The sequence below is a fragment of the Chryseobacterium paridis genome (assembly GCF_016595215.1).
In the GTDB taxonomy this organism is placed as follows: domain Bacteria; phylum Bacteroidota; class Bacteroidia; order Flavobacteriales; family Weeksellaceae; genus Chryseobacterium; species Chryseobacterium paridis.
Genome location: NZ_JAENHK010000005.1, coordinates 97,011 through 117,902, shown reverse-complemented (window position 1 = coordinate 117,902; position 20,892 = coordinate 97,011). Strand labels below are relative to the sequence as shown.

Annotated in this window: 20 protein-coding genes and 1 riboswitch; of the genes, 4 read left to right on the top strand and 16 right to left on the bottom strand. The window is 35.2% G+C overall.

The window, feature by feature from the left end; translation table 11 throughout:
- Positions 1-122: 122 nt before the first annotated feature.
- Both JHL15_RS05575 and JHL15_RS05570 read right to left on the bottom strand, forming a co-directional pair.
- Positions 123-611, bottom strand: a complete 489-nt coding sequence (locus tag JHL15_RS05575) for a hypothetical protein (protein ID WP_200244054.1) — start codon at positions 609-611, stop codon at positions 123-125.
- A gap of 21 nt (positions 612-632) precedes the next feature.
- Positions 633-1,238, bottom strand: coding sequence for an LURP-one-related/scramblase family protein (locus JHL15_RS05570; RefSeq protein WP_200244049.1), 606 nt, complete (start codon positions 1,236-1,238; stop codon positions 633-635).
- A gap of 112 nt (positions 1,239-1,350) precedes the next feature.
- Between JHL15_RS05570 and recR the strand changes: the two genes are divergently transcribed.
- The gene (gene recR, locus JHL15_RS05565; RefSeq protein ID WP_200244048.1) at positions 1,351-1,962 is read left to right on the top strand and encodes a recombination mediator RecR; all 612 of its coding nucleotides are present in this window, start codon (positions 1,351-1,353) and stop codon (positions 1,960-1,962) included.
- 1 nt (position 1,963) lies between these two features.
- Positions 1,964-2,803 carry a glycosyltransferase family 2 protein gene (locus JHL15_RS05560; protein ID WP_200244046.1) on the top strand — a complete coding sequence of 280 codons (840 nt, stop codon included), beginning with the start codon at positions 1,964-1,966 and terminating at the stop codon, positions 2,801-2,803.
- A 51-nt stretch (positions 2,804-2,854) separates the two neighbouring features.
- Here JHL15_RS05560 and secG read toward each other — a convergent pair whose 3' ends face one another.
- The 5 genes from secG to JHL15_RS05540 all read right to left on the bottom strand — a co-directional run bounded on the left by secG (position 2,855) and on the right by JHL15_RS05540 (position 7,267).
- Positions 2,855-3,205, bottom strand: a complete 351-nt coding sequence (gene secG, locus JHL15_RS05555; RefSeq protein ID WP_200244045.1) for a preprotein translocase subunit SecG — start codon at positions 3,203-3,205, stop codon at positions 2,855-2,857.
- A gap of 122 nt (positions 3,206-3,327) precedes the next feature.
- Positions 3,328-5,361 (bottom strand): M16 family metallopeptidase, encoded by a 2,034-nt coding sequence (locus JHL15_RS05550; RefSeq protein WP_200244044.1) that lies wholly within the window; start codon positions 5,359-5,361, stop codon positions 3,328-3,330.
- A 48-nt stretch (positions 5,362-5,409) separates the two neighbouring features.
- A complete protein-coding gene (locus JHL15_RS05545) occupies positions 5,410-6,723 on the bottom strand; it encodes a M16 family metallopeptidase (RefSeq protein WP_200244043.1) in 1,314 nt (437 codons plus the stop codon).
- A gap of 176 nt (positions 6,724-6,899) precedes the next feature.
- Complete coding sequence (locus JHL15_RS21390) at positions 6,900-7,052, bottom strand: bacteriocin-like protein (protein WP_449508516.1); 153 nt, start codon at positions 7,050-7,052, stop codon at positions 6,900-6,902.
- A 50-nt stretch (positions 7,053-7,102) separates the two neighbouring features.
- Positions 7,103-7,267, bottom strand: coding sequence for a bacteriocin-like protein (locus tag JHL15_RS05540; RefSeq protein WP_200244042.1), 165 nt, complete (start codon positions 7,265-7,267; stop codon positions 7,103-7,105).
- Positions 7,268-7,461: 194 nt separating this feature from the next.
- On the opposite strand from JHL15_RS05540, the gene JHL15_RS05535 reads away from it, so the two are divergent.
- Both JHL15_RS05535 and JHL15_RS05530 read left to right on the top strand, forming a co-directional pair.
- Positions 7,462-9,792, top strand: a complete 2,331-nt coding sequence (locus tag JHL15_RS05535; RefSeq protein ID WP_200244041.1) for an ATP-dependent helicase — start codon at positions 7,462-7,464, stop codon at positions 9,790-9,792.
- A 123-nt stretch (positions 9,793-9,915) separates the two neighbouring features.
- Entirely contained in the window at positions 9,916-12,648 is a 2,733-nt protein-coding gene (locus JHL15_RS05530; protein WP_200244039.1) for a TonB-dependent receptor plug domain-containing protein, read from the top strand.
- Here JHL15_RS05530 and hxpB read toward each other — a convergent pair.
- From hxpB to JHL15_RS05485, 9 genes are all read right to left on the bottom strand, one after another.
- Positions 12,645-13,298, bottom strand: a complete 654-nt coding sequence (gene hxpB / locus JHL15_RS05525) for a hexitol phosphatase HxpB (RefSeq protein ID WP_200244034.1) — start codon at positions 13,296-13,298, stop codon at positions 12,645-12,647. The two genes, JHL15_RS05530 and hxpB, sit on opposite strands and share 4 nt — an antisense overlap.
- The gene (gene tenA / locus JHL15_RS05520) at positions 13,289-13,939 is read right to left on the bottom strand and encodes a thiaminase II (protein WP_200244033.1); all 651 of its coding nucleotides are present in this window, start codon (positions 13,937-13,939) and stop codon (positions 13,289-13,291) included. Before tenA ends, hxpB begins: the two co-directional genes overlap by 10 nt.
- Complete coding sequence (thiD, locus tag JHL15_RS05515; RefSeq protein ID WP_200244030.1) at positions 13,926-14,759, bottom strand: bifunctional hydroxymethylpyrimidine kinase/phosphomethylpyrimidine kinase; 834 nt, start codon at positions 14,757-14,759, stop codon at positions 13,926-13,928. The genes tenA and thiD overlap by 14 nt, the downstream gene beginning before the upstream one ends.
- Positions 14,756-15,391 carry a thiamine phosphate synthase gene (gene thiE, locus JHL15_RS05510; protein WP_200244027.1) on the bottom strand — a complete coding sequence of 212 codons (636 nt, stop codon included), beginning with the start codon at positions 15,389-15,391 and terminating at the stop codon, positions 14,756-14,758. The genes thiD and thiE overlap by 4 nt, the downstream gene beginning before the upstream one ends.
- Positions 15,388-16,185 carry a hydroxyethylthiazole kinase gene (gene thiM / locus JHL15_RS05505; RefSeq protein ID WP_200244023.1) on the bottom strand — a complete coding sequence of 266 codons (798 nt, stop codon included), beginning with the start codon at positions 16,183-16,185 and terminating at the stop codon, positions 15,388-15,390. The genes thiE and thiM overlap by 4 nt, the downstream gene beginning before the upstream one ends.
- A 60-nt stretch (positions 16,186-16,245) precedes the next feature.
- A riboswitch (TPP riboswitch) is annotated at positions 16,246-16,339 on the bottom strand.
- Positions 16,340-16,406: 67 nt separating this feature from the next.
- Positions 16,407-18,248: a carbon starvation CstA family protein gene (locus JHL15_RS05500; protein WP_200244014.1), complete on the bottom strand. Its 1,842-nt coding sequence runs from the start codon at positions 18,246-18,248 to the stop codon at positions 16,407-16,409.
- Between the two features lie 244 nt (positions 18,249-18,492).
- The gene (locus JHL15_RS05495) at positions 18,493-19,512 is read right to left on the bottom strand and encodes an alpha/beta hydrolase (RefSeq protein WP_200244011.1); all 1,020 of its coding nucleotides are present in this window, start codon (positions 19,510-19,512) and stop codon (positions 18,493-18,495) included.
- Between the two features lie 22 nt (positions 19,513-19,534).
- Positions 19,535-19,918 (bottom strand): DUF3037 domain-containing protein, encoded by a 384-nt coding sequence (locus JHL15_RS05490; RefSeq protein ID WP_200244009.1) that lies wholly within the window; start codon positions 19,916-19,918, stop codon positions 19,535-19,537.
- Positions 19,905-20,678 carry a HipA family kinase gene (locus JHL15_RS05485; RefSeq protein WP_200244007.1) on the bottom strand — a complete coding sequence of 258 codons (774 nt, stop codon included), beginning with the start codon at positions 20,676-20,678 and terminating at the stop codon, positions 19,905-19,907. The genes JHL15_RS05490 and JHL15_RS05485 overlap by 14 nt, the downstream gene beginning before the upstream one ends.
- Positions 20,679-20,892: the final 214 nt, after the last annotated feature.

Below are 20,892 nucleotides of genomic sequence, written 5' to 3'. Positions count from 1 at the left end.
GCAAAATTGTAAAAATGCAAAATTGCAAAAAGCCTAAAGGCTAAATTTAAAACCGTTTGTTGTTAAACGACTCACTAACGATTTTGCGAATTTGCGATTCTGCAGTTTAGCCTTTTCGCCTTTTAACATCCACATTCCCCATAAATAGGTAAAGTAACTACAGAGCCATCCGGTTTTTCAATAGTAATGGTGCCCTGGAATAGCAGAGCCTCTTCATTTTTTATTTTCTTTCCTTTTACAGAAATCTTATAATTATCAGTTTCAATTTCTTTTGTTAAAAGCTCATCGGCTTCCATATCGCTGGAAGATATCAGGTTCATGGCTAATCTCTGCCCATCCAGTTTCATATAAGCTGTTTTTCCAGCATCATCAGCATAGATATACTTCTCTGCTTCGAAATCAGCTTTGTTTTTAGCAAAATAGCACGAACATTCTTTGATTTCTTTAGGAAAGGAAATGGTCTCAACTAAAATTTTTCCTGATGCGTCTACCTTTGCAGAATCCTGAACAATCGTCAGTGAATCTTTTGAAGCGGTATTGGAAACATTTTCTTTGTCTTTCTTACAAGCGACTAACGAGAACGCTGAAAAGATAATAATAAGGTATTTCATTGTTTGTGGTTTATTGTTAATTTATCCTCTTGCTCTTTCTAATAGAACCATCATTAATAAAGAAAGTATTACTAAGCTTTCGTCTTCGTCATCAATGTCAATCACTCTATCAAGCTGGAATCTTCTTCCAAAAAAAGAAGGCATCTTTTTTAATTTAAAATATTCTTTTCCATCCACTCCCTTTACTGTATAGGCCGGGTTAAGAAAATATCCTGTGAACATACCAATGATTGGAATTTCACTTACCATTCCATCAAAGAATTTTGTCCATGCATTATCCTCTGTAACGGTAAACTTTGGCTGATCATTGGAATCCAGAATATTGTAGGTGGATTTCCATAAAGAGCGCATTCCCTTTCTTGCTAATCTTCCGAAATTCTTTTTATCGACCAGATCATTTAATGAATAAGAAGCGTTAAAATCAATCCATTTATTAGCCTGTATTCTAAAAAGTTCTTTAGATTTGCTTTCATCATTGAATACGATAACATCTTCTTTAAGCTTAAACATTTTCTGACGAACATAAGCAACGTAGTTTCCATTTTTGTCAGTAATATTAAAGTCACTGGCTAATGTTGTGATTTTGAATTTGAAATCCAGTGGATAATTAAGGTTATTAAGTACCATTTAGTTTGTTTTTTTCATATATCCCCCAAAGATAGATTTTTTTGTTGGAAAGGAGTTGATTTAAGCGTTGTAAACCCATAAATACTCATCTTTTTATATTATTTTTGTGGTTATGGATTATCCAAGTAAAGTTTTGGCAAAAGCAGTGGATGAAATTTCAGGACTTCCCGGAATAGGCCGCAAAACAGCTTTGCGTTTGGCGCTTCATTTACTGAAACAACCCAATTCCAGAGCAGTTGGTTTGGGAAACTCTCTCATCAATCTTGTTAATGAAATAAAATACTGCAAGGAATGTCACAATTTTTCTGATTTTGATATTTGTGAAATTTGCAGCAGTTCAAAGAGAAACGATGAGGTGATCTGTATTGTAGAAGATGTACGGGATGTTATAGCTATTGAAAATACAGGAAAATATACAGGGAAGTATTTGATTTTAGGAGGTAAAATTTCTCCAATGGAAGGAGTTGGCCCTAATCAATTGAACATTCCAAGTATCGAAAGAAAATTGAATACCGGAGTAGTAAAAGAGTTTATTTTTGCTTTAAGTGCAACTATGGAGGGCGATACTACCGCGTATTATATTTATAAAAAATTCAAAAACTCTAATGTGAGTTTTTCAAGTATTGCCAGAGGGATATCAGTAGGAGACGAGCTTGAATATGCGGATGAGATCTCTTTGGGCCGATCTATTATCAATAGACTTCCTTATAACGAAAAGGATTAAAATGAACACAAAGTTGTCAATTGTAATTGTTAATTATAATGTTACACAATTACTTAGAAATTGTCTTTTATCGATTCAAAAGTATATTAGAGAAATCGATTATGAAGTCATTGTAATTGATAATGCTTCCACAGATATTTCATGGAAAAGCCTTATTACTGAATTTCCTGATTTTCATTTTATAGCTTCCGAAAATAATGATGGCTTTTCTAAAGCAAATAATAAAGCGATAAGAACGGCAAAGGGAGAGTATGTCCTTATTTTAAATCCTGATACAGAACTTGAAGGATTTTATATGAATGCTGTACTGAGATTTGCGGATTCTCAATCTGATTTTGGATGTTTAGGAGTCAGAATGCATGATGCTCAAGGAGCTTTCTTGCCTGAAAGTAAACGTTCTGTTCCGGATATGTTCAATTCCTTTGAAAAGTTATTTGTTAATTTTAAAAATAATAACTCAAAATCTTATTACCGGAATGATGTCGATGAGAACGAAATTGCTGAAGTCGAAGTGATCACTGGTGCATTTTTTCTTGTGAAGAAAGAAGTATATGAGAAGGTTGGTGGTTTGGATGAATCGTATTTCATGTATGGTGAAGATATCGATTTATGCTATACCTTATTAAGGAATGGCTTTAAAAATTACTATTATGGGAAAGCTTCTATACTTCATTGTAAAGGAGAAAGTACAGTGAAAGATGAGGTGTATTTGGAGCGATTCTATGGGGCAATGCAAATTTTCATTAGTAAATACTACAAGGAATCAAAACCATTTCAGTATTCGTTTTTAAGTGCTGGTTTAAGACTTCGTCACAAAATAGAAAAGATCAAATTAAAATAAAAAAGCAACTCAATTTGAGTTGCTTTTTTAATATATAAAAATATTATTTGCTTATTTAGCTGGTGCTACAGGAGTATTAGCAGGTGCAGTTGTTTGAGAAGCTGGAGCAGATTGTTTTGCCGGTGCTTCTTTTTTAGCTGGCTGCTGAACTGGAGCTGTTTGTGATGGCTTTCCTGTAATTACAACACTTATAAGTATAAGAACAATAATAGTTGCTCCTAAAGTCCATGTTGCTTTTTCCATGAAGTCATTGGTTCTCTGTACTCCAAACTGTGCAGATGATGCACCTCCGAAAGTACTGGAAAGGCCTCCTCCTTTTGGATTTTGAGCCATAACAATAATTACCAGTAAAACGCTAGCAATCATAACAAGAACCATCAATAGTATAAATATAGAATCCATTAATTTGATATCTTTTTGAATGGGCAAATTTAATCTTTTTTTACCGAATAGCAAAATAAGATTTTAGTAAAAAGAAAAAACGACAACAAATGTTGTCGTTTTTTCTTTAAAACTGATTGTTCCTATTTAAAATCGGAATCTTTAGCCTGATTGATCAGGTAAGATTTTACAGCTAAATTAATATCCATTCCACCCATATTCTGGAGGATAGTATGAGGTAGTTTCACGCCGGATACTTCTTTGTAATCAGAATAGCTTGTTGGTGTAGAACCTTGTTCTCCTGCTTTTACTTCTCCTGTTTTTAAACCGGTTTTTACACTGTAATAATATGTATCTTTTGCTCCTTTCACAACATAAGAATCTTCGTTATTGTATTTCTCAATTCCGGCTAATTTATATTCTGCTGATTTTGCAAAGTTTAATTCCGGGAAAAGTTCTTTTTCTTCAGACATTTCTGCCTTCTGCTTGTCGCTTAAAGGAACTTTTTTCCCCTGAACTTCCATATAGCCATCTTTTCCATCGAAAACTATTTTTTGTACAGTATTTCCCATCATACTGATGTTCATAGCCATTTTACCTTCTTTTGCCTGAATCATTTTCATATTCATTTCCATACCTTGTACTTTCGTAGTAGCATCACTGGAAATAGAAGTGATTTTCTGAACAGCAGCTAAGCCTCCTATTGCATTGATATATTTGTCAGCAACCGATCCAATCGTTACATTGGCATCAACTTTCTGTGCAGCAGGTTTTGCTACAGGATTAGCTTCTTTATCGAAATATTTTACAGGATATCCCAGTTTCTCTAAACCTTCAGAAATATCAGATGCTTTACCAGCGATGAAAATTCTGCTCTGATTCGGGAGAATAGTAGCTTTTACAGCAGCTGAAACATCTGCTGCAGTTACTTTATCAATAGATTTTAAATAGTTTGTATAGAAATCTGATGGAAGATCCTGAACTTTTTGATTTAAAGCAAATTTTGCGATAGTCTCAGGTTTTTCTAAAGACATAATGAAATTTCCTTTCAATTTAGCTTTAGCATTTTCAAGCTCTTCAGGTTTTACCGTAGAGATTGCATTCAATTCATTCATGAATTCCTTAACAGCCTTATCAGTCACTTCGTTTCTTACACTTGATTCGGCAGAAAAGTTTGGAGAATATTTGCTGGCATTCATGCGAGAATAAGCACCATAAGTAAATCCGTTCTTCTCACGAAGATTCATGAAAAGCCTTGCCTCTCCACCGCCTCCTAAGATGTAATTAGCAATAGTTGCTGAAAAATAATTAGGATCTTTCATTTTTAGTGTGTTGAGGTTGCCTACAGCAACCACAGATTGTACAGCAGAAGGTACATCAACAATATTAATTTCAGTTTTAGCTACATTCGAAGCTGGTTCTAAAGCTGTAAATGCAGTATTTGATTTTTTCCAGCTATTGAATGCTTTTTCGATCAAAGGTTTTACCTGATCGTATTTAACATCTCCGACGATCACTAAATAAGCATTGTCCGGAGAATAATATTTTTTATAAGTATTCTGAACATCTGCTAACTGAATTTTACTGATTGATTCTACAGTTTCAAATTCCCCTCTCGATGTATTTTTACCATATTGTAGAGCATTAGATACTCTGGATGCAATAGATGAAGCATTTTTTTCGTCAGACTTTAAAGCTTCAATCGTTCTTTCTTTGGAGTTTTGAATCTCTTCAGCTGAGAATTTTGGATTGATAATAGCATCAGCCATTAGACTTAATACTTCAGGGAAATATTTTGAAAGCGAGCCTGCAAAAGCACCTGATGAAGAAAAATTAAGGTTCGCTCCTAGAAAATCAACCTTTTTATTGAATTCGTCCTTACCGATATTTGTTGTTCCGTTTTCGAACTGTTCAGCCATAATCTCGCTTACACCTGTTACATTCCCTTCATGATAAGGAGGTCTGTCCATGGAAAGATTAGCACTTACTCTTGGTAATTTGTTGTTTTCTACAACCATTACCGTAAGACCATTGCTTAGCTGAAAAGTCTTTGGCTTTGCAATGTTGATTGCAGGAGTTGGTCCTGGCTTTGGCATTGCATTAAGATCTATTTTTTGTGCTGAAAGCATTCCTGTAAATAAAAATGCTACTGCTATATATGTTAATTGCTTTTTCATTTGTAAATAATTGTTTGTTATAATCACTTTTAAGCCTAAAGTCTGCTATTATTTTTTTTCAGGTACGTAATTGATGATTATTCTTTGATTAGGATTCAGGTACTTTTTAGCAGCATTTTGAAGATCCTCTCTTGTGATTGATCTGTAAATGTCTATTTCTTTGTTGATTAAATTGGTGTTACCCATCAATACATGGTTTGTTGCTAATGAAGCAGCAATTCCCTGAATGCTTGAATTTTGATTTACAAACTGATTTTCAAATTGATTTTGAATTTTTTGATAATCCTCCTGAGAGATTAATGTAGTTTGCAGTTTTTTGATCTCTGCATCGATGTCAGACTGTAAAGTTTGCTTTGTTGTCTGTCCCATTGGAATCGCAAAAAAAGCAAAAATACTATAGTCTTCAAGGCCTTGGTTGAAAGCAGCTACCTGAAGTGCTTTCTTATCCTGATCTACTAGTTTCTTATATAATACAGAAGATTTTCCATTACTTAAATATGAAGAAAGCATATCTAAAACATAAGCATCTTTCTCCTTGTTTGCTGGTGTTCTGTATGCAAAAACATAAGCAGGAAGTTGAATATTAGGATCTGTAGCAGTAACTTCTTTTTCCTGAGTTATTGGAGCATCCTTCGGATAATCTTTTGGATATAATGTTCCTTTTGGAATACCACCATAATATTCCTCGATCCATTTTTTAGTTTGTTCAGGCTTAATATCTCCTGCAACTACCAATGTAGCATTATTAGGAACATAGAATTTTTTATAGAATGCCTGGAATTCTTCAAGCTTAGCTGAATTCAGATCCTCCATTGACCCGATAGTTGGCCAATTATAAGGGTGATTCGTAAAAAGGTTCTTTTGTACTGCGATAAAAAGATTTCCATATGGTTGATTGTCCATTCTTAATCTTTTTTCTTCTTTCACAACCTCTCTCTGAGTATCTACTCCTACTTGGTTGATTACAGCATGACGCATTCTTTCTGCTTCCATCCAAAGGCCTAATTGCTCATTGTTGGAAGGGAATGTCTCATAATAATAGGTTCTGTCATTTGTAGTGTTGGCATTGTTTTGTCCTCCGTTGGAAGAAACGATTTTAAACCAATCACCTCTTTTGATATTTGGTGTTCCTTCAAATAAAAGATGTTCGAAGAAGTGTGCGAAACCTGTTCTTCCTTTTACTTCATCTTTAGCTCCTACATGGTACATTACTCCTGTTGTAACTACCGGTGCTGTATTGTCCTGATGAAGAATTACGTGTAAACCATTTGGTAAATCATACTCTTCGAATTTGATTTGTTGCGCATTCAGCATCATTCCAAAGAAAGCTACAGCAGCAACAGAAAGAAGTCGTTTTTTCATAAAGTAGAAATTGTTTGTTAATTAGTATTGTAAATCACATAATTGTTACAGTTTCGATGTATTTTTTCATTTGTTATTGTTGAATAATAAATGAAAGTGTTTTAGGGTTTCCAATTAAAGAAAAATACCCCTGTGTTTACAGAGGTATTTTTATGATATCAATAATAATGTGATATTTATATTTGACAATAAGGATGAGTTATCGGTCTGCAACTATTTTTTGCACAACACCAGTTTGCTCCACATGGTGGTAAATCCTCACCACACTGGATAAGTCCTCCTTTGATCATTTTTAAGTTTTGTCTTGAAATTGTTCTTAGATTTTTCATATCGTTTTAATTTAGTTTTAAACTAGAATTTAACTACAAAAGTTGATATTTTATTCTTCTATTGGTGGCAAAAAGCAATAAGAAGAATTGATTGGTCTGCAGACGTTATTAGCACAACACCAACCTGCGCCACATGATGTACCATCACCACAATATTTAAGTCCACCTTTAATCGTTTTTAAACTTTCTCTAGAAATTGATTTTAAATTTTTCATATGATTTTAATTTTTAGTTAGTTACTAATATATATAAATAATCATAAAGTTGATTATTTTAAGTTTAAAATAAATTCATTTTTATTATTTCATCTTACAATAAGACAATTAGTATGTATATAAATTCTAAATGATATGCAGTTTGAATTCTCCTTTTAATACATTATTTTTGTATTCCCAAATTTTTTTGCAGCATGGATTATTTGAAAGGACTAAATGAATCACAATATGAAGCCGTTACTACTTTACAAGGACCTTTAATGGTACTTGCGGGAGCAGGTTCGGGAAAAACACGTGTACTTACTATGCGTATAGCCCATTTGATTACCAATGGGATCGATCCTTTCAATATTTTAGCCCTTACATTTACCAATAAAGCGGCACGTGAAATGAAAGAACGTATTGCTAAGGTAGTAGGACCTGGAAATGCCCGAAGTCTATGGATGGGAACTTTTCACTCGGTTTTTGCGAGGATTTTAAGAGGAGAGGCTCATTATTTAGGATATCCTTCCAATTTTACCATCTATGATCAGCAGGACGCCTTAAATGTCATCAGAAAAGTGCTGAAAGACATGAATATTGATGCTGATCTTTATAAGCCCAAAAAAGTTCAGGCTAGAATTTCCAATTATAAAAACAACCTGATCACCGTAAAAGCCTATTTCAACAATCCTGAACTGATGGAAGCTGATGAAAAGGCAAATATGAAATTTATCGGACAGATTTATCAGAAATATGTAGAGGCATGCTTTAAAAACGGGGCAATGGATTTTGATGATTTATTGTTAAAAACCAACGAATTGCTTACCCGTTTCCCTGAAGTTTTGGCAAAGTATCAGGATCGTTTCAGATATATTCTGGTAGATGAGTACCAAGATACGAACCATTCACAGTATCTTATTGTAAAAGCGTTAGCTTCGAAATTTGAAAATATATGTGTGGTTGGAGATGATGCACAATCCATCTATTCATTCCGTGGGGCTAATATTTACAATATTTTAAACTTTAAAAAAGATTATCCTGATGCGGTAACCGTTTCCTTGGAGCAGAATTATCGTTCGACACAAACCATCGTCAATGCTGCCAATGTGGTAATTGCTAAAAACTTACAACAGTTTAAGAAAAATGTATTCAGTGAGAATGAAGAAGGAGATAAAATAAAAATCTACCGTTCACTTTCCGATGCAGATGAAGCCAATTTTGTAGCTGGAAATATCTGGGAACTTCGTAATAGGGATCAGAGAAAGTACAATGATTTTGCTATTTTATACAGAACCAATTCTCAGACGCGTGCTTTTGAAGATGCGCTGAGACGTAAAAATATTCCGTACAAAGTTTATGGAGGTCTTTCTTTCTATCAAAGAAAAGAGGTAAAAGATTTGATCGCTTACCTTCGTCTTTTGATCAATGAGAATGACTCTGAAGCATTAACAAGAATTATCAATTATCCTACAAGAGGTATTGGAGAGACTACTCAAAACAAACTTGTTGTTTTTGCAGATGCTCACAATGTTTCTGTTGCTAAAGTATTGGATAACCTTCCAATGTATTCTCAGCAGTTAGGATTCAATAATGGAGTTCTTAATAAGTTGAATGATTTCTGGTCGATGATCAAAGCATTCCAGGTATTATTAAAGACAGAAACAGCTTACAGTGTAGCTATGGAAGTAGCGAAGCGAAGTGGTTTGATTAAATTTTTAAAAGATGATGGAACTCCTGAAGGAATTTCAAGGGTAGAAAACGTTCAGGAATTAATGAACTCGATGCAGGGGTTCATTGAAGAACAAATGCAGTTGGAGGATGGTGATCCTAGTTTATCCAATTTCCTTGAAAATATTGCACTTTCAGCAGATACACAAGCTAAAGAAGAGGAAGATGATATGGTTTCTTTGATGACGATTCACCTTTCTAAAGGATTGGAATTTCCAGTAGTACACCTTGTAGGTATGGAAGAAAATCTTTTCCCGAGTTTTATGAGTTCAGCAACGAGAGAGGATCTGGAAGAGGAAAGACGTTTGTTTTATGTTGCTTTAACAAGAGCTGAAAAGCAAGCCTTTTTCTCTTATGCTATTTCCCGTTTTCAATGGGGGAAAATTACTGACTCGGAGCCTTCGAGATTTTTGAGTGAAATAGATGAAGAATATCTGGAGTTCATTAATCCGGCGATGGAAAAACGTTTCATTAATCAAAGCGGTCTTAAATCCAATATTTTTGATGAGCATCCATCTGAAATGAGAAGTTTTAAAAAAGTTGAAAAGAAAACCATTGAGAAGAACGAGAATTCAAAACCGATTGCAGAACCAAGGAAATTAAAGCCTGTAAGTACAGCCAAGATCATTAACCCAAGTGGTGCTTCTTCTCAGGATATTGAAATTGGAGATAAGGTAAGACACGATCGTTTCGGAATTGGAGAGGTTACTTTCCTGGATGGTACGGATCCTCAAAATATCAAAGCTAAGGTTGTCTTCATGCATGAGGGAGAGAAAAATCTTATTCTAAAATACGCCAAGCTAACCAAGATTTAAAAAAGAATAGATATCAGCTATTAACATTTTTTATAAATTATAAGTCTACTTATTTTGTAGACTTATAAATATGACATACATTTGCTCCTCAAAAAAAGTTAAAAAAAACTTAACATAAAATGTATGAAAAATAGAAAGACCATTTTTTCAGCTTCTGTTTTATTTTTCTTGGGAACATATGCATCTGCACAGGAAAAGAAAGATACAGTAAAGACCGCTAATGTAGAAGAGGTAGTTATCTTAGGTTCCAGAAGTGGGGCCAGATCAAAAGTAGATAGTCCGGTTCCTGTGGATGTATTTAATATAAAAGAATCTTCATTGGTTCTACCACAAACTAATATTTCTCAGATTTTAAATGCTATTGCGCCGTCTTTTACCTCTACGGTTCAGACGAATTCAGATGGTACTGACCACCTAGATCCCGCGCAGCTTAGAGGACTTGGACCTGATCAGGTTTTGGTTTTGGTGAATGGTAAGAGAAGGCATACTTCAGCATTGGTGAATGTAAACGGGACTCCGGGTAGAGGGACAGTAGGAACAGATCTTAATGCTGTACCATCATTTGCCATCAATAGAATAGAAGTTCTTAGAGATGGTGCTTCTGCACAATACGGATCAGACGCTATTGCCGGAGTAATCAATTTGGGATTAAAAAGAGATACCGGAAAACTGACTGGACAATTTACCTATGGTGGAAATCTTACCCCAGCAGCCAATGATCATACCGGAAACTTTGATGGACAAAATTTTCAGGTTGACCTGAATTATGGAAACAAAATAGGAAAGAAAGGTGGGTTTTATAACATCACCTGGACTTCCCAATTCAGAAATCCTACTTATAGAGCAGGAACTGAAAGCGGAGCTATTTATAATGCCTATAATGCTATTGAAAAAAGAGCTTTGAATGATGGGGTTAATCTTTCATCATTATTTACAGATATTAATAATACACCCAATTCGCAACAAATTGTAAACTATATTCATCAATATTCTCAAAATGTAAACTATTTCTCTCAGGACTTCCAAAATCAAATCCAAGGAGCAAATACAATTGGTGCATTACAGGGTTTGCTAGGCCGCGATGTCAGTGATCAAGAATTGGCATATAGAGGATTAGATAGGAAAGATTTTAATATGCAAGTTGGGCAGTCTAAACTAAATAACCATCAGTTATTTGCAAATATTGAAGTTCCTATTAACGATGACTGGAAAGTCTACACTTTTGGAGGGTATAGTTTCAGACATGGTACTTCTGGCGGATTCTTTAGAAGACCTAATCAAAGCAGAACTTTTACAGGACTTTATCCGGATGGGTATTTGCCACAAATTGCTACTGATATTCAGGATTTATCTCTTTCTGCGGGAATCAAAGGAAATTGGGAGGGGTGGAATATTGATTTAAGTAATACTTATGGACAAAACTCTTTTGACTACAATATCCAGAATACAGGAAATACTTCTTTAAGATTTAGCTCGCCAAGTGAGTTTAGTGCTGGTGGATTGCGATTCTCTCAAAATACAATCAATCTTGATTTTTCAAAAAAATATGATGTCTGGCAGGGTATCAACATTGCGTTTGGAGCCGAACACCGATATGAAAATTTTAAAATAACCGCGGGCGAGGAGGCTTCTTATGCCACATATGACGTCAATGGGAATGTATGGAATGGTAATACTCCCAGGCCAACTGATTTTTTTGGAAATGGAACGCAATTTCTTCCCGGAGGTTCACAGGTTTTTAGCGGTTTCAGACCTGATAATGCAGTCAATAAAAACAGACAATCTGTTGCCGGATATGCTGATTTAGAATTCAACTTTACAGATTGGTTCTTAGTAGATGCTGCTGCGAGATATGAAAACTATTCAGATTTTGGATCTACTTTTAATTATAAATTAGCTTCGAGAATTAAACTTGATAAAAACTTCAATCTGAGATTTGCAGGTTCTACAGGATTTAGAGCACCTTCTATTCACCAGATCTACTATAATGTAACTTCTACTTTATTTACCAATAACCAGCTTTTAGATGTTGGAACGTTTAGTAATGATTCCGAAATTGCAGGGTTATTAGGAATACCAAAATTAAAGCAGGAAACATCACAATCAGCAAGTATAGGATTTACCTATAGAATTCCTTCGGCTAATCTTACATTTACAGCTGATGGATACTTTACTAAAATTAAAAATAGAATTATTCTTACAGACCAGTTCCTAAAAAAAGATGTTCCATTAGAAGCACAAAATGTATATGCAAAATTAGGAGTTAATGCAGCACAATTCTTTACAAATGCTATAGATACTGAAACGAAAGGACTTGATGTTGTAATTGCTCACAATGCAAGATTTTCAGAAATAAAACTGGATAATAGTTTTGCTATTAACCTTAATCAGACCAAAAAAGTGGGAAATGTTCATTCATCAGGTTTATTGGAATCTGCTAATCTTGAAAATACTTATTTTTCTGAAAAATCAAGAGTATACCTTGAGGAAGCGGTTCCAAGAGTGAAAGCTACTTTATCACACAGTATTTCCTGGAAAAATGCAAGTTTCTATTTGAGAAATACCTATTTCGGGAAAGTAACAGGGGCAGATGTTTTAGATGCAAATGGAGATGGAATCATTGAATTTAATGAACATCAGAAAATTGCTGATAAAGTAATTACTGATGTGTCGGTAGCTTATCAGTTTACAAAAAATGTTGGTTTGACATTAGGAGTAAACAATATTTTTGATATCTACCCAACCAAAAACCTTCCTGCATCTTCGAATAATGACCAGTTTATTTATTCACGATCCACTTCACAATTTGGGCAGAATGGGAGATACGTTTTCACCAGATTGAATTTTAATTTTTAATTAAAAATAACAGGTAAGGGATCTTCAAAACTTATTATCCGGTAATCTGCAAGATCGAAATAGATTTCGGAATTTTGATTAGTAAATGCAATAACAGTCATTCCCGCATTTTTAGCAGCAAGAATACCGGAATGACTGTCCTCTATTACAATACAGTTTTGAGGATCAACTTTCAGGCTTTTTGCTGAAGTAAAATATACTGCAGGATGAGGTTTGCCCTGTTCTTCAAACTCTGCTGAAGTAATATGATCAAATAAATGTGCACTATCAATTTTATCCAAAACGACTTGAATGATTCTATAGGGAGAGTTGGTAGCTAAACCTATTTTATATTGCTTTAATTTAAGATCTTCTATAAACTTTTTTATACCCGCAACAGAGCAATCTTCTGTTTGTATCAATTCAATTACCCTTGAGATGACTTGCTGTTCTACAATATCCAATGCAATGTTTTCCCAGGGGTATTTTTTATACCAAAACTCAGTAACTTCTTTGGTCGTCATGGATTGGGTGTGTTGTGTCAGCTCATCAGTAATTTTTACACCAAGAGCGCTGAATACTTCCTGTTCAGCTTGCTTCCAGAATTTTTCTGTATCTACCAAAACACCATCCATATCGAAAATGACTGCCTTATTAGATTTTACATCCATGTCTTTAATTGATATGCTGCTTCCCAAAAATGATATTCCATTCGGGTTGAGGTAATGAAAGCTTCAGTCATTCTTTTTCTTGTTTCTTCAGTCGTATTTTCTGCTACTTTATCACAAATAGCAATAGCCTGATCCACGGCAATAGAGAACTCATCTCCGCCGTAGGTCTCGATCCATTTTTGATAAGGATTATTGATTGCGTTTTGATTCTTGTAAATATAATCTCCCACTTCTCTGTAGATCCAGAAACATGGTAATACTGCGGCAACTGCAACTTCTACAGATTCCAGAGCTGCAGTACTTCTTAGAAAGTGGATATAATGATGGCAGGCAGGTTGTAGTATTCCTTTGTCTGTAACCCCAAAGTCTTTGAAATAGGACTCATGTAAAGCGTTTTCAACAACGATTGCATTTTCCGCGAATCGCATATAAGCAAGAACGTCCTGGAGATCCTGAATTTTAGCAGCAATAAGGGAAAGAGTTCTGCCAAAATGTTCAAGGTATAAAGAATCCTGAGCCATATAAAATTTAAACTTCTCCAGAAGCAGAGTACCGTCAGATAATTCTTTTATAAAAGGCATTTTCAGAATAGAATTATATTTCTCTTCAATAGTTTGCCAGGTTTGTTCAGACCATTTCATTTTTTATCAGTTTTTGAGGGTTAAAAAAGTGATTTAAGGGACCATTCCCCAATCCTGTTTCTACATCTTTTCCGTTTTCTATAGCTTGATAAACGTATTGTTGTCCAAGAGATACAGAATCATATAAAGTTTTCCCGTGAGCCAGATAAGCGGCTATGGCAGAAGAAAGCGTACAGCCCGAACCATGTGTATTATTAGTCTTAAATTTTATGGTTTCAAACATGTGGTAATTCTCTTGCTCATCATAAAATAATGAAGTGATTGTTGAAGTTTCCTGGTGACCTCCTTTAAGGAGAATGCTTTTACATCCTAATTGTTTTATATGCTTCCCCGCTGTATAAAGGTCTTCAAGAGTTTCTACCTTCATATTTGCTAAAATAGCAGCTTCATCCATATTGGGTGTAATAACATCAGCAATAGGGAAAAGCTTTTCTATAATCGCCTGAATAGTATCTTCCTCGATCAATCGGTGTCCGCTTGTGGCAACCATTACAGGATCAAACACAAGGGGTATTTTTTTATACTTACTCAGCGTGGAGACAATTGTTTCAACCAGTTGAGGAGTGTGAACCATTCCGATTTTAATCGCATCAGGGAAAATATCATCTAAAATAGCTTCGATCTGATCTGCAACGGCTTCTACAGGAATAGGATATATTTTTCGTACACCCTGGGTGTTCTGTACAGGCAAAGCAGTAAGAACCGATGTGGAAAAGCATCCCAAAGCGGAAGCTGTTTTAATATCAGCCTGAATGCCGGCACCACCACTTCCATCAAATCCTGCAATGGCTAATACTGATGGATATTTATATCTTTTCATTTTAAAATCTCATTTTTTAATTCGTATGCAGCTTTCTCAGGATCATCGGCACCACATATTGCTGAAACTACTGCAATACAGTCAGCTCCGGCCTTCATGATATCTTTGGCATTGGCAAGGTGAATATTTCCAATGGCAACCAAAGGTTTCGGGGTGAGTTGTCTGATCGTAGTAATTCCTTCCAGTCCCCATTCTGTTATGGTATCTGTTTTGGTATTTGTTCTGAAAACGGGACTTATTCCCAGATAGTCTGATGCAGCAGTTTGTTCGTTTGCAAGCTGAGACAGATATTCAATGGAGTATCCAATGATTTTATTTTGAAAGAATGGCTGTTGTCTTAGATAGGTAGGTTCAGCATCGCTATTACCAACATGAATCCCGGCTGCATTTGTTCTTTTTGTAACCTCAATATGATCATTAATGATCAGCGGAATATTGTATTTATGAGTAATCTCAATAAGCTGCAGAGCTTTTCTTAAAAACTCATCTGAAGAGATTTTTTTTTCTCTTAATTGAATGATATCTACTCCGCCAAGAATAGCCTGTTCCGCTACTTTTAAAAAGTCTCTTCCGACACAATCTGCTTCGGAGATCACGAGATAGAGTTGATATGGGAAAGAATGGGAATTCATAACCTTTCTATCTTTAAATGGCTGCTAAATTCTTCTTCTGTAATATTATACAGCTTATCAATAAGATTTACCTGCAGGCTTCCAGGACCTTTGCTTTCTAAAACAGCAATTTCACCACTAATGCCAATTAATGCCATTGCAGCAGCTACAGATTCTGTTGCATTTTCTGTAACTCCTATAAATGCCCCTATAATTGCTGTAGCTGAACATCCAAGGCCTGTTACTTTGGTCATCAATGGATGTCCGTTTTTTATAAGAAAGGTTTTTTCATGGTCTATAATGATGTCAGTTTCACCTGAAATACAGACAATTGTTTGGTAATGATCTACGAGGAATTGTGCAGCACTTATAGCTTCATCGCTTTTTGCGGTACTATCAACCCCTTTCGTTACTGTTGTATTGGCTTTGGCTAAGGCAATAATTTCAGAAGCATTTCCCCTGATTACAGTAGGTTTGTATTGTAGTAGCTGGTTTAAAATACGATCACGGAAACCCGTTGCTCCTGCGCCTACAGGATCTAAAATCCATGGTTTTTTTGCTAAATGGGCAGCTTCCGCTCCCAGTAGCATTGCCTCTGACCAATATTCATCAAGGGTACCAATGTTAATCACCACCGAATGGGCGATATTAACCATTTCATGAATTTCCGATTTTGCGTGAGCCATAATAGGAGAGGCTCCCACAGCCAAAAGTGCATTGGCTGTATTGTTCATCACCACATAATTGGTGATATTATGTACAAGAGGAGAGTGTTGTCTTACCAATTGTATCTGTTGCCAAAGATTCTTGTCCATTATTATTGTTTACATAAAAATAGCTTCAGGAAAAAATCCAAAACAAAAGTACATTGTAAGTAATGTCTTTTTGCTTTTCCCTACGTCGGTGTAAGCCGTATCAGGTTCAAAGGGACTCTCTCAATTCTTTTTTAGAATACCCCTAAAGCAGAACAAATGTATAAAAATAATCAGAGCACGCAAAATATCATATAGAGAAACAAATCGCTCAACTCATAACTTTATCTCTCAACCAGTTCTTTTACTGTCTCTCCATAGAAATCAGTTTCGGATTTAGTGATTTTCAAAAGCTCATACCATTTTCTAAAAGCCCCGATAAAAACGATAAGCATAAGAACCATAGCGACTACTGCTAGGGTAGCAAGCAAATATTGTCCTTTAGGAAGATAGATATCTGTTACCTGGATATAGCCTGCCCAGAATGTAATGATTGCCATGAAAACACCAGGAATAGCGGAGCAGAGTGCATATTTACCTCTATTCAGACGGATGAGCATCGTTGTACATACAATAAGGCCACACGCTGCTAAAAGTTGATTACTGATTCCAAATAATGGCCAAATACTACTTACATTACCGGTAAAGACAAGGTATCCCCATGCGAAAGTAAATAAGAGACTGCTGATAATAATTCCTGGAGTCCAGTTCTTGTCGTTAAATTTTGGAATTACAGAACCCAGCATTTCCTGTAAAAAGAAACGTCCAACTCTTGTTCCAGCATCGATAGCGGTGAGAATAAATACAGCTTCAAACATGATCGCAAAGTTGTACCAATAGGCCATCAATTGATCCATATAAGGGATTTTATTGAAAATATGAGCCATTCCTACAGCCAGAGATACTGCGCCTCCTGTTCTTCCATGGAGGTCGATTCCTATTTTCTGTGAAAAATAATCAATATCCACTCCATGTAAAGATGGATGGGCAGCAAGGAATGCATCATAAGATTCTTTCGGAGTGTTAATAGCAAAATAGTCGCCGGGCATCAAAGTACAAGCTGCAATTAATGCCATCAGGGCAACGAATCCTTCAACAAGCATAGCGCCGTAGCCTACAAAAAGAATTTCTCTTTCTTTATTCAACATCTTAGGGGTAGTTCCGGTTGCGATAACAGCATGGAATCCGGAAATAGCTCCACAGGCAATAACTATAAAAATAAAAGGAAGAACAGGTCCTCCTATTACAGGTCCTCCACCATTCACAAATTGGCTGATAGCCGGCATTTGAACAGTTGGATGAATGGCAATAACTCCTATGGCGAGCATTACAATGGTTCCGATTTTTAAATAGGTAGAAAGATAATCTCTCGGTACCAACAATAACCAAACAGGTAAAACAGATGCTAAAAAGCCATATAAAGGTATTGCTATAGAAATAGTAGTAATATCCCATGAAAATAGACTATTCATGGTTTCGTTTTGCATAAGATTGTGCCCACCAATGATACCTGCTATCAAAAGCACTCCACCCAGTATACTTGCAAAAGTGACACTGTTTTTTCTATAACGCATAATTAATCCCATAATAATGGCGATGGGCATTGTAATCACTACAGTAAATAAAGACCATGATGCCTCATGCATTGCATTGATACAGGCAAGTGATAGACCTGCCAATGTGAGAATCAAGATGAATAAAATAGCGAAGCCGGCTACGGTTCCTGTTGTTTTACCAATTTCTTTAGATGCAATGGTAGCTAAACTTTGTCCTTTATGACGTACAGATGCAAATAACACCACCATATCATGCACTCCTCCTCCTAAAACACACCCTATTAGAATCCATAAAGCTCCGGGAAGATATCCGAATTGTGCAGCAAGAACAGGCCCTACCAAAGGCCCCGCTGCCGCGATAGCAGCAAAATGATGTCCGAAAAGAACATTTTTATTGGTAGCAACATAATCTTTACCATCTGCAAATTCAAGTGCCGGGGTCGTATTTTTATCATTGAGACGCAATACCTTATTGGCAAGGAAAATCCCATAAATACGATACGCTATTGCGAAAATAAGGAGTGATGTGAAAACTAAAGTAAGAGCATTGATGTTATTTAGGAAATCCATATCGTCTTAGTTTTTTATAAATAGATAATTAAAATTTTTGTTTATTTTATTTTGAATAATTTAAACAATGGCCAAGTTAATTATTTTATGAATAAAAAATATTGATATGTATATCAATTTAGCAAATTAATAGATTTTCTAATGTTTTAATTTTATAAATATTTATGAATCAATTTGTAGTGTGTTTTATTGGTTTGAAAACTATATAGTTAAGTTTCAATATTTGAAGATAATAATTTGTTTGCTACTTTTTTTGAGATACAATATAGGCTACCATTTCATCGACCAGTTGGTTAAGGTATGCTTTATCTGTTGTCCCAAAACCATGTATACCTCCTTCCACAATGGTCAGGTTATTTTTTACATCCTTTTGATCCAATTTTTTCTGTAGTATTCTAGACTGCTTTAAAGGAACGATTTTATCTTTATTTCCTTGTAGAATTAATGTCGGAGTAGCATTATCAACATAAGTTACCGGGGATAATGTATTAAAATAATCGATCACTTTTCTTTTGTCTTTTTTAATATCATAACCTGATATCCCCAAGATCAGTTTTTCTCTAAGGTCAACAATTTTCTTAGAGAACAGACTGACAAAAAAGACACCTACATTTCCTATACGGGTATGAAGGAGCTTATTGAGATCAGTTGGCCCATAGTTGTTTACAACATAGTTTACTTTTGCAGAATAAGAAGACAACCCAGGATCTCCAATGAATTCATTGTCCTGAGTATATGCCGCTAGTAAGGAAAGGTGAGCTCCTGCAGATACTCCGAAAAGCCCTATATTATTGGTGTCGAAATGATATTGATCTGCGTTTTTTCTTACCCATCGGATAGCGTCTTTAGTATCCTGAATCGGAAGAGGGAAGTGGACATCTTTGTTGACCAATGTATAGTTGACACTTATCACGATATATTCTTTTTCTACCAATTTTAAAATCATGTTTTCGATATAGGAGTCAGCGTGTACTATTTTATCGCCGCCAACCCAGCCTCCGCCATGCACATAAATGAGGACAGGATATTTTTTATCAGAACTGATTTTTGGACCATACATATCCAGGGCCATTGAACCTTCTTTATTTGTCTTGTAGAAGATATTTTCTGAAGAAAGAGTTTTTTCTGATAAAAGAGTACTCTTTTCACCCTTTGGCATGGCAAGGTTTTGTGAAAAACTTAGATTAAATACAATCAGAAAGAAAATAAAAAACAGGTTTGATAAAAACCTGTGTGATATGATATTGATCTTAAGTGATTTCATATAATTTTTTTGAGAGAATTGGTTATTTTACTAATTCTTCAAAAAGTTTACCAAAAGTCTTTTCCAGATCTTTTGATTTTCCGGGATGAGGTCGTGATGTTTGAATAACAGAACTTCGTACGGCTGTTAGCCAACGGAAGCGTTCAGGGATTTCCAGCAAAGCGATAGGCCCACCTTCCTTATCACCATTGGCGATTTTTTTAAAACTTTCCAGATTCTGTATTACATCTTCATAGTCCAGTTTACTGTGCATCAATTTGAATTTATCAGGACACAGATAAAAATCAGCGTGAATAAACTTTTCTTTCTTTGAAAACATCACCAAGCCTATGTTGAAAAATTCTTCTCTTTCAACCTTAGGTACCAAACGTATTACGGCGTATTCATATATTTTATCCTCTTGCATTTTTCGCTTCGTTTACAAAGATTTGTGAATTCTCTAGTCTTGTTTTCATAAATTGGAAATAGATCTCACGAATTTCTTCAGGAGTTTCCTCAGCATCATTCCACTGTAACCAATCTTCAGGAATTAAGTTAACAATTTCCCGGAATACGGTATCATTTAAAACTTCATGAGCCCACTGATCTGCTTCATCCAGCATTTTAGCTTTTGGAAGTAAAACATGATCTTTTACGTATTTAAAAGGAGTTTTCGCTGCAGTATCAAAATTCTGCCATGAATGATGAAAATAAAAGGAAGCTCCATTATCTATCACCCATAGTTCCTTATGCCACATCAGCAAATTCGTGTTTTTATAGGTACGGTCAATGTTGGTAATAAATGCATCCAGCCATACAATTTTTGAAGCCAGTAGGGGATCGATAACCACTCCCGGATCATAAGTGATAGACCCTGAAAGATAGTGAAGCCCAAGATTCAGTCCTTCAGAAGATTTCAGCAGGTCCTGAATTTCTTCATCCGCTTCTGTTCTACCAAAATCAACATCAAGGTTCACAAAAACCAATTCGGGAATTTTCAATCCTAAAATTTCAGTTATTTTTCCACCTAAGAGTTCAGAGATCAGCATTTTTACGCCATGGCCAGCGCCACGGAATTTCAGTACATATTTAAAATCATCATCAGCCTCTGCCAAAGCAGGAAGTGAACCTCCTTCTCTTAATGGCAGTATATAACGCATTACAGTTACTGTTCTTAAATCCAACATACAGCAAAAATAAGATTTTACTTTGTGTTTATTTCTATTTTTAATATTTTTAAGTGAAAAATAAGCCAATCGCAAAGGCGCAATCAAAATAATTTGCTTTGTATTTTTAAGGCGCAAGGATTTTTATCAGAGATAAAAATTTTATAGTATTCTTACTCAGGAATGAAAATAATAGAGAGATTATAAAATGTAATTTATCCTAATAGAAAATCTC

Excerpts from the sequence above, each read along its gene's own strand:
- JHL15_RS05575 (WP_200244054.1), bottom strand. The coding sequence starts at position 611 with ATGAAATACCTTATTATTATCTTTTCAGCGTTCTCGTTAGTCGCTTGT.
- JHL15_RS05570 (WP_200244049.1), bottom strand. The coding sequence starts at position 1,238 with ATGGTACTTAATAACCTTAATTATCCACTGGATTTCAAATTCAAAATC.
- recR (WP_200244048.1), top strand. The coding sequence starts at position 1,351 with ATGGATTATCCAAGTAAAGTTTTGGCAAAAGCAGTGGATGAAATTTCA.
- JHL15_RS05560 (WP_200244046.1), top strand. The coding sequence starts at position 1,964 with ATGAACACAAAGTTGTCAATTGTAATTGTTAATTATAATGTTACACAA.
- secG (WP_200244045.1), bottom strand. The coding sequence starts at position 3,205 with ATGGATTCTATATTTATACTATTGATGGTTCTTGTTATGATTGCTAGC.
- JHL15_RS05550 (WP_200244044.1), bottom strand. The coding sequence starts at position 5,361 with ATGAAAAAGCAATTAACATATATAGCAGTAGCATTTTTATTTACAGGA.
- JHL15_RS05545 (WP_200244043.1), bottom strand. The coding sequence starts at position 6,723 with ATGAAAAAACGACTTCTTTCTGTTGCTGCTGTAGCTTTCTTTGGAATG.
- JHL15_RS21390 (WP_449508516.1), bottom strand. The coding sequence starts at position 7,052 with ATGAAAAATCTAAGAACAATTTCAAGACAAAACTTAAAAATGATCAAA.
- JHL15_RS05540 (WP_200244042.1), bottom strand. The coding sequence starts at position 7,267 with ATGAAAAATTTAAAATCAATTTCTAGAGAAAGTTTAAAAACGATTAAA.
- JHL15_RS05535 (WP_200244041.1), top strand. The coding sequence starts at position 7,462 with ATGGATTATTTGAAAGGACTAAATGAATCACAATATGAAGCCGTTACT.
- JHL15_RS05530 (WP_200244039.1), top strand. The coding sequence starts at position 9,916 with ATGAAAAATAGAAAGACCATTTTTTCAGCTTCTGTTTTATTTTTCTTG.
- hxpB (WP_200244034.1), bottom strand. The coding sequence starts at position 13,298 with ATGGATGTAAAATCTAATAAGGCAGTCATTTTCGATATGGATGGTGTT.
- tenA (WP_200244033.1), bottom strand. The coding sequence starts at position 13,939 with ATGAAATGGTCTGAACAAACCTGGCAAACTATTGAAGAGAAATATAAT.
- thiD (WP_200244030.1), bottom strand. The coding sequence starts at position 14,759 with ATGAAAAGATATAAATATCCATCAGTATTAGCCATTGCAGGATTTGAT.
- thiE (WP_200244027.1), bottom strand. The coding sequence starts at position 15,391 with ATGAATTCCCATTCTTTCCCATATCAACTCTATCTCGTGATCTCCGAA.
- thiM (WP_200244023.1), bottom strand. The coding sequence starts at position 16,185 with ATGGACAAGAATCTTTGGCAACAGATACAATTGGTAAGACAACACTCT.
- JHL15_RS05500 (WP_200244014.1), bottom strand. The coding sequence starts at position 18,248 with ATGGATTTCCTAAATAACATCAATGCTCTTACTTTAGTTTTCACATCA.
- JHL15_RS05495 (WP_200244011.1), bottom strand. The coding sequence starts at position 19,512 with ATGAAATCACTTAAGATCAATATCATATCACACAGGTTTTTATCAAAC.
- JHL15_RS05490 (WP_200244009.1), bottom strand. The coding sequence starts at position 19,918 with ATGCAAGAGGATAAAATATATGAATACGCCGTAATACGTTTGGTACCT.
- JHL15_RS05485 (WP_200244007.1), bottom strand. The coding sequence starts at position 20,678 with ATGTTGGATTTAAGAACAGTAACTGTAATGCGTTATATACTGCCATTA.